This window comes from Neobacillus niacini, from assembly GCF_031457145.1.
GTDB lineage: Bacteria > Bacillota > Bacilli > Bacillales > Cytobacillaceae > Neobacillus > Neobacillus niacini_J.
Genome location: NZ_JAVDVZ010000008.1, coordinates 93,910 through 109,228, shown reverse-complemented (window position 1 = coordinate 109,228; position 15,319 = coordinate 93,910). Strand labels below are relative to the sequence as shown.

Genomic DNA, 15,319 nt, shown 5'->3' with positions numbered 1-15,319 from the left:
ATGAATATACTCAGGACTGCAAAGGGTTTTTGGTCATCAATCGTTTTAGCTATAGTTTTTGGTGTTGTCATGCAATTTTTAATTACGGGAGAAATTATTAACTTCTTTTATGTGAATACCCTGTATTTTATTGGTATTAATATTATTCTAGCTGCAAGCTTACATTTGATTATTGGAATTACCGGACAGTTTTCGATTGGACATGCAGGCTTCCTTGCGGTCGGTGCTTATGCGTCCGCCATTATTACGATGAAATTAGAACTTCCCTTCTCACTTGGTCTATTAGCAGGCGGAGTTGCCGCTGCGATTGCAGGTTTAATTATTGGTATTCCTACACTAAGATTAAAAGGAGATTATCTAGCGATAGCTACCCTCGGTTTTGGTGAAATCGTCAGGATTGTCTTTTTAAATATTGAATATGTTGGCGGTGCAAGCGGGATGACTGTTACCCAGCTCACCTCTTGGCCTTGGATATTTGGCAGTATCCTGCTAACAGTTATTGTGATCAGGAACTTTACCAATTCCACACATGGACGAGCCTGTATTTCTGTCAGAGAAAATGAAATTGCTGCTGACGCCATGGGGATTAATACTACTTATTATAAGGTCATTGCCTTTGTCATTGGGGCGTTTTTTGCTGGTGTGGCTGGTGCCTTATATGCACACAACTTTTTCATTATCCAGCCGACAAACTTCGGTTTCTTAAAATCTTTTGATATCTTAATCTTTGTTGTTCTTGGCGGTTTAGGAAGTTTATCAGGGGCGGTACTTTCAGCCATCCTGCTAACGATTGTTTCAACCTTCCTGCAAAGCTATCCTGAACTACGGATGATTATTTATAGTTTAGTATTGATACTCATGATGCTTTACCGCCCACAAGGAATAATGGGCACAAGAGAATTAACCTCATTGTTTAAGTTTGGAAAGTCTGTAAAAGGAGGAGTCCCGCGATGACAGCAAACACACCGTTGCTTAAAGTAAATAACGCAGGTATCCGTTTTGGCGGATTAAAGGCTGTTTCAGACGTGAACCTCGAATTAAACCAAGGCGAATTAGTAGGTTTGATTGGACCTAATGGTGCCGGTAAGACAACCTTCTTCAATTTGCTCACGGGTGTATATGTTCCTACTGAAGGCAGCATTGAACTAAACGGTGATAAACTAAATGGACTAGCACCCTATAAGATTACTAAAAGGGGTATTAGCAGGACCTTTCAAAATATTCGTTTGTTTAATGAATTGTCGGTTCTTGATAATGTAAAGGTTGCCTATCATTCTCTTGCTAAGCATTCGATTATGAGTTCGATTTTCCGCCTTCCTAAACACTTTTCTGAAGAAAAGTATATGGAGGAGAAAGCAATCGAGTTTTTAAAGATTTTTAATTTAGATAGTGTGATGCACGAAACTGCGAAGAACCTGCCTTACGGGCAGCAGCGCCGTCTAGAAATTGCTCGAGCGCTGGCAGCTAACCCGAAACTATTGCTTTTGGATGAACCTGCTGCGGGTATGAATCCGCAGGAAACAGAAGAATTAATGAATTTAATCGCCTTAATTCGTAAAAAGTTTGATTTAACTATTCTTTTGATCGAACATGATATGCTCCTTGTTATGGGTGTGTGTGAGCGAATTTACGTGCTTGACCATGGTCAACTGATAGCAGATGGGACTCCTGAGCAAATCAGAAATAATCCAAAAGTCATCGAAGCGTATCTTGGAGAGGAGGTTTCGTAAATGCTAAAAATCGAAGATATCAATGTCTACTATGGGAATATTCATGCCTTAAAAGGCGTTTCTCTCGATATTAATGAAGGAGAAATTGTTACCTTGATTGGGGCAAACGGCGCGGGGAAAAGTACGTTATTAAAAACAATTTCCGGTTTACTTAAACCAAAGAACGGTTCTATCTTGTTTGAAGGACAATCGATTTCTGGCAAGGTAGCTCAAACCATTGTGAAACAAGGCCTATCTCATGTTCCTGAAGGCCGCCGTGTTTTTGCTAATATGTCTGTAGAAGAGAATCTTGAACTAGGGGCTTATTTACGGAAGGATAAACAAGGGATTAAGGAGGACTTTGAAAAGGTCTACAACCTGTTCTCGCGTCTGTTGGAGCGGCGTAAGCAGCTGTCTGGTACGTTGTCAGGCGGTGAGCAGCAAATGCTTGCAATGGGCAGAGCCTTGATGGCACGTCCGAAGCTCTTACTATTAGATGAGCCATCAATGGGCCTTGCTCCCCTGTTAGTAAAAACTATCTTCCGGATTATTGAAGAAATCAATAAGTCAGGTACGACCATTCTGTTGGTGGAACAAAACGCCAACATGGCGTTATCGATCGCGGATCGTGCCTATGTTATTGAGACTGGAAAAATCGTCCTTTCAGGTTCTTCCGATGAGTTAAATCAGAGTGATCAAATTAGAATGGCCTACTTGGGCGGGCATTAGAAAAAAGACGTGTGGGTTTGAAGCTCACACGTCTTTTTGAATGTTACATTTTAACCTTTTGCTGCTCTGGTTCAAGCTTGAATTGATGGCGAAGCTTAGGCTGGAAGGCGTGTTTAATTTTAATCAAATACTCTTCATAAAGCTGCTCAATACCTACTAATGCTAGCGAGAAGAAGTTTGCATAATTCTTTTGTACTTCCCACTTTAATTCGTTCTTCCCACAAATACTGTATTTATTTAATTCTTCTATTTCTTTTTGGATTTTTGCTAATTCCACCTGCTGTTGTTCTTCAGGAAGAGCGAGAACATAATCAATCTTTTGAATATATTGTTGCGACTTTTCAATCTTGCCTTTAATTTCATCGTGGCCAGCTTGGTCAATTAGACCATACTTGAGTTTAAAGTCGTTTAGCTTTTGAGCAGAATCATAAGTTGAGTTGACAATGTCATCACGAGTCATTTTTGTCGTTTCATAGCTCAACATATGCTTCCATGATGGCTGAATGATCGCCTTGCGGTGGTCCTCAAGGGTATGACAGAATTTCTTAAAGCCATGGAGCTCTGGATTTTCAAACGCCGGGCTGGCAGGGTCCAGGAACGGTGCAAGCGGCGCTACAAAGTAGAAAAGTCTAGGGTCTTGATTGCAGGAAAGATGAATTTCTTCACAGAAATCGATGTTTTCCATTGCGCTTTGATAGGTTTGACTAGGTATACCAGTCATAAAGAATAAATCGATTTTCTTCGCGCCATGCTTTAAGGCAAAATTCAATGTTTCAATTACTTTGGGATTGGTACAGTTAAATTTGCCATTGTAGCGTCTGATTTTTTCATCATGGGTTTCAAGGGTAATCTCAATGCTGTATTTTGGACAGCTTTCATTCATCATTTTAAAGAACTCTTCACCAGCATATTGGAATAATTCAAAGACGATTTCATTTTTAAGATTAAGCTCTTTAAGACGGCTGAAAAATTCTTTTACATACTCGCGGCCGCCCTGACGAAGGTCATGAAGGATAAAAATAGGTGCCCGGCTGAAGCGTGAAATAAATTGTATGTCTTCGACAAGCTTTTCAGGTGACCGTAGTGCAAGTGAGCTTCTGCCGCAGTTTTGATCATAGGCATCCTTTGAACCGCCGCAGATGAGGCAGTTTTGCGAACAGCCTCTTGCTGTAAGTAAAGCTGTATTAGGATATTGCAGCCAGCCATTGTATGGCAGCGGGTCTAGAAAATTACGGTATTTAAATACAGAGCGGACGGTATAACGATAACCTGGAACATCAATATCATCTAAATCCTTTGGTACATAGGTGAGTGGATTGTAGCCGATCTCCGTACCTTTTTTCCAAGTTAAGTTTGGAATATCAGCGTAGTGAGTATTTCCGAGCTCTAATTTATTCATTAATAGAAGTGTAAGCTTTTCAGTTGAGTCACCACGTAAAACGAAATCAATAAATGGATATTCAATCAACTCTTTATGATAGTAGGTAGCAGATAGACCTCCAAACAGCATCGGTGTATCAGGGTGGAGTTTTTTTACTATTTTTGCTAGTTCAATACTGCCATGTGCATGTGGCAGCCAGTGCAGGTCGATTCCAAACATACGAGTTTTGATTTTTTTAAGTTTCTTTTCGACATCAAATTTTTCACTCATCAGCATACGATTCGCAATATTGATAATTTTAACGCGGAGTCCGTACCGTTCTAAATAGTCAGCAATACTTGTTAAGCCGATTGGATACATTTCAAACACTGGTGATGACGGTACAACATCGCTAATAGGACCTGCAAGCAGGGAGTTTTTTCTAAAATCATAAACACTTGGTGCGTGTAAAAGGACCAAATCATATTTCATATAGGCCACCCTTTTCAATTTAATTATGTTTATATTAGTTATTGTGAAGTATTTCACATTTTTACTTGGATTAAAATGTAGCAAAGTGATAAATCAGATAATTCTTCGCCATTTCACAACTGTCATTATTTTCTAACTACCTTTATTTTACTATAATGATGGATTACTAGAGTGACGAACGGGTGACAACAATGTGGAGATTCCGTGGAAATCGTTATGGAAAACGTCCTTTAACCCAATGAAATTCCCAGCATATAGTAAGGGGAAAACATATTAAAGGAGGAATATGTCCGTGAATTATGATGGTAATCCCAATTATTACGGAATGTCACCGATTCAAGAACCAGGCCAGCAGCCTCGATTTGGAGGAGAGCAGCAGCATGGATCCCAGCACCCGCCATTTGGTGGAGGACAGCAAGGTTTCCCGCCTATGGGCGGAGGACAACATCATGGTGGAGCTCCATCTACCCCCCCACCTTCGCACACGCCACACGAACAAGTTTCTGCATTCGCAGTTGACCCAGGGGCGATTAGAGGCTGCCTTCACCGCTTTACCTTTGTTTGGCTGAATAATGGTAGAAGTTTCTGGTTTTTCCCAACGTTTGTTGGAAGGGACTCAGTTGCCGGATATCGCTGGAGAGGGTTCCGCTGGGTATACTATGGAACTGACTTAAGAAGAATTCGCTCATTTAGATGCTCGTAGATTTTTATCATAGGGTCATGAACCAAATGGTTCATGACCCTTTTTATTTTTTTGAAGGAGAAAATTGTTATAATCATTGTAAAAATAATAAAGGATGAGGGAAATGGCTAAGGTAAAAACAAATGCTATTCGGATTCTTGATGCTAAAAAGATAGCCTATGAAGTACTTACATATGAAAATCAGGATGGAAAAATCGATGGGCTGTCTGTAGCCGGAAAAATAGGCAGAGATCCTAAGGAAGTTTATAAGACGCTGGTCGCACAAGGAGCAAGTAAAAGTATCTATGTCTATGTGATACCAGTAGAGGCTGAATTAGACTTAAAAAAGGCAGCCAAGGCTGCTGGGGAAAAGAACGTGGAGATGATTCCTGTTAAGGATATTTTAAAATGGACGGGGTACATCCGCGGCGGCTGTTCACCGATTGGGATGAAAAAGGAATATAAAACATTTATAGATGAAAGCTGCTTAGTACTTGAGAATATGGTGGTCAGTGCAGGAAAAATAGGCCTTCAAATCGTGATCAATCCGAAAATGTTACGTAATCTAACAAAGGCCGAAACCGCTGATGTAAGAAAATAAAGGTAGGCATTCACCTATATAGCGGCATTGCATAGGATATGGAGAAACGAAACTTTGCTTTTGTCACGTAAAGGAGAGTGTTTGCAAGTGGCAGGAAAGATATTAAATTATTTTGCAGGCGGCAATACAGCTAAGGGATTCCATACCCTGTATGATTCAAATCTCCAAGGACTTGAACGTATTTATATACTTAAAGGTGGTCCTGGGACAGGTAAATCCTCGCTAATGAAGAAGATTGGTAATGAATGGGTTGAAAAAGGGTACGATATCGAGCTCTTACATTGCTCGTCAGATAACAATTCTATAGATGGTTTGATTATTCGCGCCTTAAAAGTAGGGGTCGTGGATGGAACAGCTCCACATGTAATCGAACCAAAAGCCCCGGGTGCTGTTGAACAATATATTAATCTAGGTGAGGCATGGGACGCACATGCGCTTGCTGTTGAGAAAAAGAACATTCAACAGTTATCAAACCGGATTAGTGCTTCATTTAATCTAGCATATTCAACCTTTAAGCAGGCATTAGATGTTCATGATGACTGGGAAAAAATTTATATTGAAAACATGGATTTTGAAAAAGCAGACCAGCTTACCAACAGGTTAATTCAGTCCTATTTTGGTAAATTAAAGTTGAATAAGAAATCAGATATTCGTCATCGGTTCTTAGGTGCTGCGACACCAAAAGGAGCCGTTGATTTTGTTCCTAATTTAACGGAGGGAATTGAAAAGCGCTACTTTATTAAAGGGCGTCCTGGTTCCGGAAAATCAACGATGCTAAAGAAATTGGCAGCAGCTGCAGAAGCTAGAGGGATTGATACAGAAGTGTATCACTGTGGATTCGACCCTAACAGCCTCGATATGGTGATTTTTAGAGAAATTGGCATTGCCATCTTTGATAGTACGGCTCCACATGAGTATTTCCCAACCCGTGCTGGCGATGAAATCATTGATATGTATGAGCTTTTGATTACACCAGGAACAGACGAAATCTATGAAGATAAGATTAAGCCAATCGCTGAAAGCTACAAAGGCAAGATGAAGGAAGCCATATCGTATCTTGCAAGGGCGAAAGAGCTCCATGACGAACTTGAGGCCATATATGTTCCTGCCATGAATTTTTCGATTGTCGAACACATTCAAACGAGGATTTCGGACGAAATAATTGATTTAGAATTGAACGCTATTGTAAGCAATCAATAATAATATGGAACTCTACACTCAGACGACTGTCCTAAATAGGGGGGCAGTTTTTTTTATGTGTACTTAAGTGATGATTAGGGGAAGATATGCATAATGTTTTATAATTTTTTTAATAGAAGGAGCTAGTGACCGTGAAAAATAACCTAAATTCAACAAATGACACAATCAAAGCGAATATTGAAATGAATAAGCAATTAGAAGATGGAAAGGTTCATGAACCTATTCGGGCAAAATCAGAAGCAGAAAGAGCAAACCTAGAATTACAGGATCAGTTCAATACTGATGAACATAAAGATTTACGTACTTCTCCTGCGGCTATTTCGACCCCTCAATAAATCAAAAAAAGTCGGCTGTCCTTGTGGATGGGCCGACTTTATTTTTGTTATTTAGGATTTGTTTTGCTTTGCTGGTCTTTATTGCGCTTATTTCCTTTGCTGTTATCTCCGCTGACAAATTCGCTGGCAAATTCAGCTTCAGCATGCCCTGACTGCGGTGAATTTTGGTTATTACTGCCCTTATTAACCTTTTTCGTCATCTCTTCCTCTCCTTTCATTGTTTAGTACACTATAGTGTGGCATTCGTTTTATTCTTTATGCGTTTTAATAGAGGGGAAAAAAGAAGCATATCGAATTTTTATTAAGGTATGCTAGGAATATAGCAAGTTGAGGGAGGTAGTAGGTTGAGGAATGAATTAGAGATACTAACAAAATTGTATGAAGAACAAAAAAATGAAGAAAATGCAGAACCAATGAAAAAATATATGAAAGACCATTTCCCTTTCTTAGGAATTAAGTCACCGTTAAGAAAGGAGCTGGAGAGGCAATTTTTTAAAGAAACAGAGATTTTAAAAGAGCCTTTTAACAAGGGATTTGTTTTAGCGCTGTGGGAAAAGGATGAAAGGGAATATCAATATACAGCAATTACGTATATAGGGAAGTTTATAAAAAATCTTCAAAAAGAACATATGCCATTTCTCGAAGGTTTAATTACGACAAAATCTTGGTGGGACAGTGTCGATTCAATTGCCCCTATAGTAGGTGAAATAGCCAAGAGGCACCCGGAAGTCATCGAAGAGACTATAAACAAGTGGTCCGTACATGATAACATGTGGCTGAAAAGGACGGCGATTCTTTTTCAATTAAAATTTAAGGGTCAAACAAGCGAAACCATCCTTTATCAATACATAGCAAAAAATGCAGAAAGTAAGGAATTTTTTATCCAAAAGGCCATTGGCTGGGCATTAAGGGAGTATTCAAAAACAAATTCAGCGTCAGTGAAGAGCTTTATCGAAGGAAACACATTAGCACCGTTAAGCGTAAGAGAAGGAAGCAAGTATCTTTCATAAGCAAAATGGTGAAAATGTCTAGTGGAATCGTGATAAAATGGCAATATCATAAAAGGAAAACAGGTGGACAGTGTGATTAAGTGTATTGCAACAGATATGGATGGAACTTTATTAAATTCCTATCAACAGGTCAGTAGAGAAAATAAGGAAGCAATACTAAAAGCCCAGGCACAGGGTATCGAAGTCGTTGTAGCAACTGGGAGGTCTTATCAGGAGGTGCGATATGTCCTAGATGAAGCTGATTTGCATTGCCCTGCTATTTGTGTGAATGGTGCAGAAGTCCGTACAAAAGAAGGAGAAATTTTTTCTGCTACACCAATCGATAAGCAGGTTGTTAAAATGGCTGCTGAGAGGTTAATGGAAAAGGATATTTATTTTGAAGTTTATTCAAACAGGGGCACCTATACAGTCGATCTTGAAAAAGCAGTTTCGATTCTTGTTGATATTGTGATGAGTGCTAATCCGGATTTAAACCAAGAGGAAGTCGTACATAAAGCAGGAGCTCGGGTCAGAAACGGTTTAGTTCATCAGGTTGAAGATTATAACCTTCTTTTTAATGATGATGAGTACCAGGTCTATAAGCTTCTGGCCTTTGACTTTGATTCAGAAAAGCTGGAAGCAGCAGCAGCCTCATTAGAAGATTTAACACAGTTGGCTGTATCTAGTTCAGGTCATGAGAATTTAGAAATCACCAATCGACAGGCCCAAAAGGGAATTGCTCTCGAAGCATTTGTAAAAGCAAAAGGGATTGAATTGGCGGAGACTATGGCGATGGGTGATAGTTTTAATGACGTATCGATGCTTGAAAGAGTCGGCAGAGCGGTGGCAATGGGGAACGCAGCCTATGAAATTAAAACTCTCTGTGATGTAGTTACCGAAACCAATGATGAACACGGAGTAGCCAAGGCGATATTGGAAGTTTTATAGGAAAGGAAGAGATGAATGGTCAAAGTATGGTCCATTTTAGTAACAATGATGTTATTAATTTCAGGTTGTTCCCTTTTTGAAAAAGAAAATCTGCAGCCGAAAGACCAGCAAGAGGGCGAGGCAATTGTCCTGCTGCCAGAGATTGAAGTAGTTGCTGAAAAACTACGTGTTCCATGGTCGATAAATCAGATGAATCAGACTTTTTATGTTAGTGAACGAACAGGGAGTATCGTGAAAATTGATAATGGGAAAATGGACCGACAGACCGTAGAATTGAAAAAGCCGCTTGCAAAGGCAGCGGAAGCCGGCCTGCTGGGCTTTGTCCTAGATCCTAACTTTTCTAGCAATCAAAAAGCTTTTGCCTATTATACGTATGAGAATGGACAGGGACAGTTTAATCGAGTGGTTGTGTTGGATTTAGAAGGTAACAAGTGGACGGAGGAGAAGATTCTTCTTGATGGTATTCCGAGTGCTGCCTTTCATCATGGCGGTCGTTTGAAGATTGGACCAGATGGAAAGCTTTATATTACAACCGGAGATGCCACTGTGCCTGAAAATGCACAGGATGTGAAGTCCTTAAACGGGAAAATATTAAGAATGAATTTTGACGGCAGTATTCCGGGAGATAATCCATTTGCGAATTCTTATGTCTATAGCTATGGACATCGTAACCCACAGGGGCTCGTGTGGCTTGGGAACACGTTGTATGCTAGTGAGCATGGCCAATCTGCACACGATGAAGTAAATGTGATCAAGCCAGGTGCCAATTATGGGTGGCCGGTTATTGAGGGGACAGAAACGAAAGCAGGAATGGAGACACCGTTATTTCAATCAGGCGATAATACCTGGGCACCTTCCGGAATGGCGACCCATAATGGAAAGCTGTATGTAGCAGCCTTGAGAGGGAATGCGGTAAGAGAATTTGATTTAGAAAAGGAAATTTCCAATCCAGTGATTACGGGATTAGGGAGAATACGTGATGTTTTTATTGATGGTGAATACCTCTATTTTGTCAGCAACAATACAGACGGCAGAGGAAATCCTGATGAAAACGATGATAAATTGTATCGAGTGCTGCTGACTAATCTTAAGTAAACGGGTAAAGGCTGGTGTAATCATGACAACGAAAAGTAATAAATTACAATACGGATGGACGCTAATAGCCCATCCAAGCTACAAAATATTTACGAACAAGAACTCCTACGTCATCATCGACGAAGACAATGACGTCATGCTCAGATTTACCCTCCAAGAAAACGAAATCGAAATACAAGGAGCCAACTGGAACCTAAACTACAAAATCAACCTCGGCTTCAAAACACTAAAAATCATTAACACACCCGAAGAATAAACAAAGGGCACCAAATATGCAAAATGCGCTGCATAAACAGCATATTTTGCATATTTGGTGCCTGTCACCGTTTTGGAAGTAGATTTATGTTTCGATTTCCGCATCGGTTGCGCTATGCCCCTTTCTTCAGCGAGCATGGCCATTGAGCGGAGGCGGATGATTTGCGTGTAAGGATGCTAGTTCTATTATTATATAAGAAATGAGGATAAATCGTTGAAGATTTGATTAGTTAGGTGGAAATTAAAAATATTTGTGCATCTGTATCATTTAATCACTTGCATGTCTCCTCTATACTAATATAAAACAAGTAGGAGGAGGATCTATGGAAACAACTAATGAAAGCGCGATCAATAATGCGAGTGTAGAACAAAAACTACCATTCAAGAAATTTAGGGTAAAAAGAAAAAAATGGGAAACACCTTATGCGGGATATTTATTCCTTTCACCGTGGTTGATTGGCCTTTTTCTTCTGACTTTATACCCTATGATCCAATCGGTTTATTTTTCCTTTACTGATTACTCATTACTGGAAGCCCCCAACTGGGTAGGATTAGAGAACTACAAAACCATTTTTTTGGAGGATAAACTTTTTTATAAATCGTTAACCATTACGATTATATTTGTTGTTATTGCGGTGCCTCTTAAATTAATTTTTGCTTTACTAATTGCAATGGTTCTCAATCAAAGAATAAAAGGGCTGTCCATCTATCGAACGATGATCTATCTGCCTTCTCTTATTGGCACGAGCGTAGCCGTTGCTATTCTCTGGACGAATATATTTGGAAAAGATGGGTTAATAAATGGAGTTCTAGCGTTATTCGGATTAACGGGGATGAACTGGATAGGAAGCCCAGATACTGCACTCGGTACGATCATCGTCCTGGTTGTTTGGCAATTTGGTTCTTCCATGGTTATTTTTCTTGCAGGTCTAAAACAAATTTCAGCTGAACTTTATGAAGCATCCGCTATTGACGGTGCATCAAAGGTAAAGCAGTTCTTTAATATTACCCTGCCAATGCTGTCGCCGGTTATCTTATTTAATCTTGTTCTTCAGACCATTCAGGGATTCCAAATTTTTACTCAAGCATTTGTTATTACCAAGGGAGGGCCAATCCAATCTACTTATATGTTTACTCTGTATTTATATGAAAAAGCATTTGCAGGCTTTGAAATGGGATATGCATCTGCATTAGCATGGATCTTGCTCATTATTATTGGTGTTTTTACTGCCATAATATTTATCTCTTCTAAGTATTGGGTCTTTTATCAAGAAGGAGGGAAATGACCATGAATAAAAAGAAATGGCTGGGACATTTATTTCTTATCATCCTTAGCTTAATTATGGTATATCCAATCCTATGGTGGATTGGTGCTGCCTTTAAGACCAATGATGAGCTCAATTCAGTCAATATATTTCCTAGTTCACCAACATTAACGAATTTTATTGATGGGTGGACTGCGATAGCAGGATTTTCGTTCACTCATTTTTATATCAATACCTTCGCATTAATACTTGGTGTGCTTTTCACAACTCTTATCTCTTGTAGTCTTGTTGCATTTGCCTTTGCACGACTTGATTTTCCATTACGTAATTTTTGGTTCGCGATTGTTTTAGTTACCTTAATGCTTCCAAGCCAGGTAACATTGGTTCCACAATATGATTTATTTAATGCTTTTGGTTGGATTAATACCTATTTACCATTTATCGTCCCACATTCATTAGCAGGCGGCATTGGGGGAACCTTCTTTATCTTTTTGCTCGTACAATTTATTAGAGGAATTCCAAGAGAATTAGATGAAGCAGCAAAAATGGACGGATGCTCTTGGTTTGGTATCTATTTCAGGATCATTCTGCCATTAATGAAGCCTCCTTTAGTAACAGTAGGAATTTATTGTTTTCTTTGGAACTGGGATGATTTCTTAGGACATTTAATATATATCAATTCAGTGGATAAATACACTGTTGGACTTGCTCTTAAAATGTTTGTAGACTCTAATTCCGCTGTGCCTTGGGGACAATTGTTTGCTATGTCTCTAGTATCTATCATTCCTGCCATCATTATCTTCTTTTTTGCTCAACGCCATCTTGTTGAAGGGGTTGCAACAACTGGATTAAAAGGATAAAAAGAGATTACTTTATTGAAATATCAAAATAAAGGGAAAAGACTGAATAATTGGTCTTTTCTCTTTATTTTTATGTTATTCTAATCATATTAAATATAAAAAGAAGGAGGGCATGGATGTTTAATCCATTTAAGCAATTTCCTATACGTAAAGTATATTTTACGATTTTTTCCATTTTCATGTCAGTTCTTATTGTGCTAATGGTTTTTGTTAGTTACAAATTTACTATTAACGAAATGCAGAATAATACATCACACTATCAACAGAAGCTTTTAAGGGAAATCAATGAACAAATCGACATTCAAAAAACAGTGATTGAAGAAGTTACCTTAGCTATGTCTGTAAACAACTACTTACAGGATTATATAAACAGAGAACAAAGTGAATATGGGAAATATACATCCATAGCAGAAATAAATAATTCATTTCTAGATATTGCTTATAGCATTCCTATTATTGACTCCATACATGTTTATTTAGAACAGCCTCCACTCAAAGAAAAAGTAGGGCTTATTCGATACTATTCCACCGAAAAGTACAAAAGTTCAGATTGGTTAAGCCCATTAAAAAATTCAGATTCCGCTTGGTTAAAGAAACATCATATCGATTCTATGCAAGGCAATACTTCCGTCATAAGCTATGCTCGAAAAGCTTATTTTTCAAATGATCGAGTTGGAGCTATTATTGTTGTTAATTTAAAATTAGACGTTTTTCAGAATATCATGAGAGATGAATTGAATAGTGTAAACCGGATATTAATTGATTCTGCGGGACTTCCAGTAACCTATGTAGGGGAATCAAAAGTAATTGATTACCTAAAAATGATTGAAGAACTAGAAAAGGATTCCAATCTTAATTTAAATTCAGATGGTTATTCGCATGAACAAGATAATTTTATTGTGTGGTCAAAGCTTTATAGTAATGAATGGCTGTTAATAGAAATCACTCCATGGAAAGAAGTGGCTATGAGTAGTATTGAGTTGTCTGTCATTCTAATTACGATTGGAATCATAGCAATTGGCATAGCAGTTATCGCAAGTTTTTTTATTTTCAATAAATTCATCCAACCTATTAATCTTCTATTACAAAATATGGACAACTTTTCTGTCGCTAATAAAGGTGTAAATTTACCAAAGGATTATAAAAATGAGTTTGGCGTATTATTTAGTCATTATGAAGAATTAATCCGAAAAATTATGAATCTCTATAAAGACCTTGAAGTAGAGTATAAACAAAAGAGAAAGGCAGAAGTAAAGGCTTTACAGGCCAATATTAATCCACATTTTTTGTATAACACGCTTGATCAGTTGAACTGGATGGCTATCGAAGCAGAACAAGGAAAGATAAGCAAAGTTCTTGAGCTGACGGGAAGAATGTTTAGAATTGGGTTATCCAAAGGAGAAAGCTTTATACCTATTAAGCAGGAAATGGACCATTTAGAATCCTATTTACAAATCCAACAAATTCGATTAGGGAGCCAAATTTCTTATGAAATGAACATTGATGAAGCTTATCTAGACTACTACATGCCTAAACTCACTCTACAGCCTTTTGTAGAAAATAGCATTATGCACGGATTTCATCATAAAGATGAAGGCCATATCACTATAAAAATTCATGAAGTTCATAACCATTTTCATATTGTGATTAAGGACAATGGAATAGGGATTAAAATAGATCATCCAATGAAAGGCCAAGAGTCAGGTGGGTATGGAATAAAAAATGTCCGAGAAAGACTAGCCGCATATTTTGGAGAATCGTCTTCTGTAAAATTATTTGGAAAAGAAGGACAGGGAACAACTGTGGTGATTAAGATACCAAAAATAGATTATGATGCTATGGATGAGGTGGTATAAATGTGGAAGGCAGTTATTATTGACGACGATAAACAAGTTCTTCGAGTGATGAAAAAAGCGATCCCTTGGGAAAAAATTGGTGTCACATGTATTGGAGAAGGTACTGATGGGGAAGAAGGACTGCAATTAATCACGGAGACTAAACCGGATATTGTTTTAACAGATATATATATGCCGATTATGAATGGGATGGAAATGCTGCAGCATGCCAGGGACAATGGATATAACGGGAAAGCCATCATTTTAAGCGGATACTCAGACTTTGAATACGCTAGAACTGCTCTTCGATTACAAGTTGATGATTATTTGTCAAAACCAGCAACAGTCGAAACCATTGAAAGTGTTCTAACTGCTGTTATTTCAAAATTAGAAAAAGAAAAAGTCTTCCAGAATGATCAAGAAGATTTAGCCCAAAAGCTTGAATACTATCAATCACTTTATTCAAACTCTGAGGTGGAATCGATCGTGATGGGAATGGAGGATCAATCATCCATAAGTGACGATCAGCAAATGGACAATAAAGTAAATATTCGCCATAAGCAAGCGGTGGAATATATGATTCAATATATCAATGAAAATTACAATGAAAGAATAACCATCAATGATCTTTCAGAACAACTATATATTTCAAGGAATTATTTAAGTCAGATTTTCAAAAAAGCGACAGGACTATCATTCAATCAGTATATTAATAAAGTTCGAATGGAAAAGGCGAAGTGTTTAATTTCAGAAGGCCAGTATTTAATCTATGAAATTGCAGAGAAAGTAGGTTTTAAGAACACACCATATTTTAGTTCGTTATTTAAGAAATATACCGGTATGAATCCAACTGATTTGTTAAAATGTTAATGAAAATTGTGAATTTTTAAAAATAATTGTGCATTTCTCTTATATTAATCGTAATGTAAGCGCTATATAATTGGACACAGCACCACATTACAAA

At 38.1% G+C, this 15,319-nt stretch carries 17 protein-coding genes; 15 read left to right on the top strand and 2 right to left on the bottom strand.

Annotation, left to right across the window (positions count from 1 at the left end; translation table 11 throughout):
- The 3 genes from J2Y03_RS18625 to J2Y03_RS18615 are packed head-to-tail and all read left to right on the top strand — an operon-like array spanning position 1 to position 2,438.
- Positions 1-954, top strand: coding sequence for a branched-chain amino acid ABC transporter permease (locus J2Y03_RS18625; protein WP_310196648.1), 954 nt, complete (start codon positions 1-3; stop codon positions 952-954).
- Positions 951-1,730: an ABC transporter ATP-binding protein gene (locus J2Y03_RS18620; RefSeq protein WP_310196646.1), complete on the top strand. Its 780-nt coding sequence runs from the start codon at positions 951-953 to the stop codon at positions 1,728-1,730. The genes J2Y03_RS18625 and J2Y03_RS18620 overlap by 4 nt, the downstream gene beginning before the upstream one ends.
- Entirely contained in the window at positions 1,731-2,438 is a 708-nt protein-coding gene (locus tag J2Y03_RS18615) for an ABC transporter ATP-binding protein (protein WP_310196643.1), read from the top strand.
- A 43-nt stretch (positions 2,439-2,481) separates the two neighbouring features.
- On the opposite strand, the gene J2Y03_RS18610 is transcribed toward J2Y03_RS18615, so the two are convergent.
- Positions 2,482-4,290: a TIGR04190 family B12-binding domain/radical SAM domain protein gene (locus tag J2Y03_RS18610; RefSeq protein WP_310196641.1), complete on the bottom strand. Its 1,809-nt coding sequence runs from the start codon at positions 4,288-4,290 to the stop codon at positions 2,482-2,484.
- A gap of 292 nt (positions 4,291-4,582) precedes the next feature.
- On the opposite strand from J2Y03_RS18610, the gene J2Y03_RS18605 reads away from it, so the two are divergent.
- The 4 genes from J2Y03_RS18605 to J2Y03_RS18590 all read left to right on the top strand — a co-directional run bounded on the left by J2Y03_RS18605 (position 4,583) and on the right by J2Y03_RS18590 (position 7,108).
- Positions 4,583-4,993 (top strand): transporter, encoded by a 411-nt coding sequence (locus J2Y03_RS18605; RefSeq protein WP_310196638.1) that lies wholly within the window; start codon positions 4,583-4,585, stop codon positions 4,991-4,993.
- A 103-nt stretch (positions 4,994-5,096) separates the two neighbouring features.
- Entirely contained in the window at positions 5,097-5,573 is a 477-nt protein-coding gene (gene ybaK / locus J2Y03_RS18600; protein ID WP_310196636.1) for a Cys-tRNA(Pro) deacylase, read from the top strand.
- A gap of 87 nt (positions 5,574-5,660) precedes the next feature.
- Positions 5,661-6,773 carry a PRK06851 family protein gene (locus J2Y03_RS18595; protein WP_310196634.1) on the top strand — a complete coding sequence of 371 codons (1,113 nt, stop codon included), beginning with the start codon at positions 5,661-5,663 and terminating at the stop codon, positions 6,771-6,773.
- A 131-nt stretch (positions 6,774-6,904) separates the two neighbouring features.
- Complete coding sequence (locus J2Y03_RS18590) at positions 6,905-7,108, top strand: hypothetical protein (RefSeq protein ID WP_310196632.1); 204 nt, start codon at positions 6,905-6,907, stop codon at positions 7,106-7,108.
- Positions 7,109-7,155: 47 nt separating this feature from the next.
- Here the strand turns inward: J2Y03_RS18590 and J2Y03_RS18585 are convergent, their stop codons facing one another.
- On the bottom strand, positions 7,156-7,308 hold the full coding sequence (locus J2Y03_RS18585) for a hypothetical protein (RefSeq protein ID WP_310196629.1): 153 nt from the start codon (positions 7,306-7,308) through the stop codon (positions 7,156-7,158).
- Between the two features lie 144 nt (positions 7,309-7,452).
- On the opposite strand from J2Y03_RS18585, the gene J2Y03_RS18580 reads away from it, so the two are divergent.
- The 8 genes from J2Y03_RS18580 (at position 7,453) to J2Y03_RS18545 (ending at position 15,225) form a co-directional block, all read left to right on the top strand.
- Complete coding sequence (locus J2Y03_RS18580) at positions 7,453-8,118, top strand: DNA alkylation repair protein (protein ID WP_310196624.1); 666 nt, start codon at positions 7,453-7,455, stop codon at positions 8,116-8,118.
- 72 nt (positions 8,119-8,190) lie between these two features.
- On the top strand, positions 8,191-9,045 hold the full coding sequence (locus J2Y03_RS18575; protein ID WP_310196621.1) for an HAD family hydrolase: 855 nt from the start codon (positions 8,191-8,193) through the stop codon (positions 9,043-9,045).
- A gap of 15 nt (positions 9,046-9,060) precedes the next feature.
- Complete coding sequence (locus tag J2Y03_RS18570) at positions 9,061-10,140, top strand: PQQ-dependent sugar dehydrogenase (protein ID WP_310196618.1); 1,080 nt, start codon at positions 9,061-9,063, stop codon at positions 10,138-10,140.
- A 22-nt stretch (positions 10,141-10,162) separates the two neighbouring features.
- Positions 10,163-10,396 carry a hypothetical protein gene (locus tag J2Y03_RS18565; protein WP_132087542.1) on the top strand — a complete coding sequence of 78 codons (234 nt, stop codon included), beginning with the start codon at positions 10,163-10,165 and terminating at the stop codon, positions 10,394-10,396.
- A 322-nt stretch (positions 10,397-10,718) separates the two neighbouring features.
- Positions 10,719-11,681, top strand: coding sequence for a carbohydrate ABC transporter permease (locus tag J2Y03_RS18560; protein WP_310196614.1), 963 nt, complete (start codon positions 10,719-10,721; stop codon positions 11,679-11,681).
- Between the two features lie 2 nt (positions 11,682-11,683).
- A complete protein-coding gene (locus tag J2Y03_RS18555; protein WP_396954222.1) occupies positions 11,684-12,520 on the top strand; it encodes a carbohydrate ABC transporter permease in 837 nt (278 codons plus the stop codon).
- Between the two features lie 311 nt (positions 12,521-12,831).
- Positions 12,832-14,376, top strand: a complete 1,545-nt coding sequence (locus tag J2Y03_RS18550) for a sensor histidine kinase (protein WP_310196609.1) — start codon at positions 12,832-12,834, stop codon at positions 14,374-14,376.
- Positions 14,377-15,225 carry a response regulator transcription factor gene (locus J2Y03_RS18545; RefSeq protein ID WP_310196606.1) on the top strand — a complete coding sequence of 283 codons (849 nt, stop codon included), beginning with the start codon at positions 14,377-14,379 and terminating at the stop codon, positions 15,223-15,225.
- Positions 15,226-15,319: the final 94 nt, after the last annotated feature.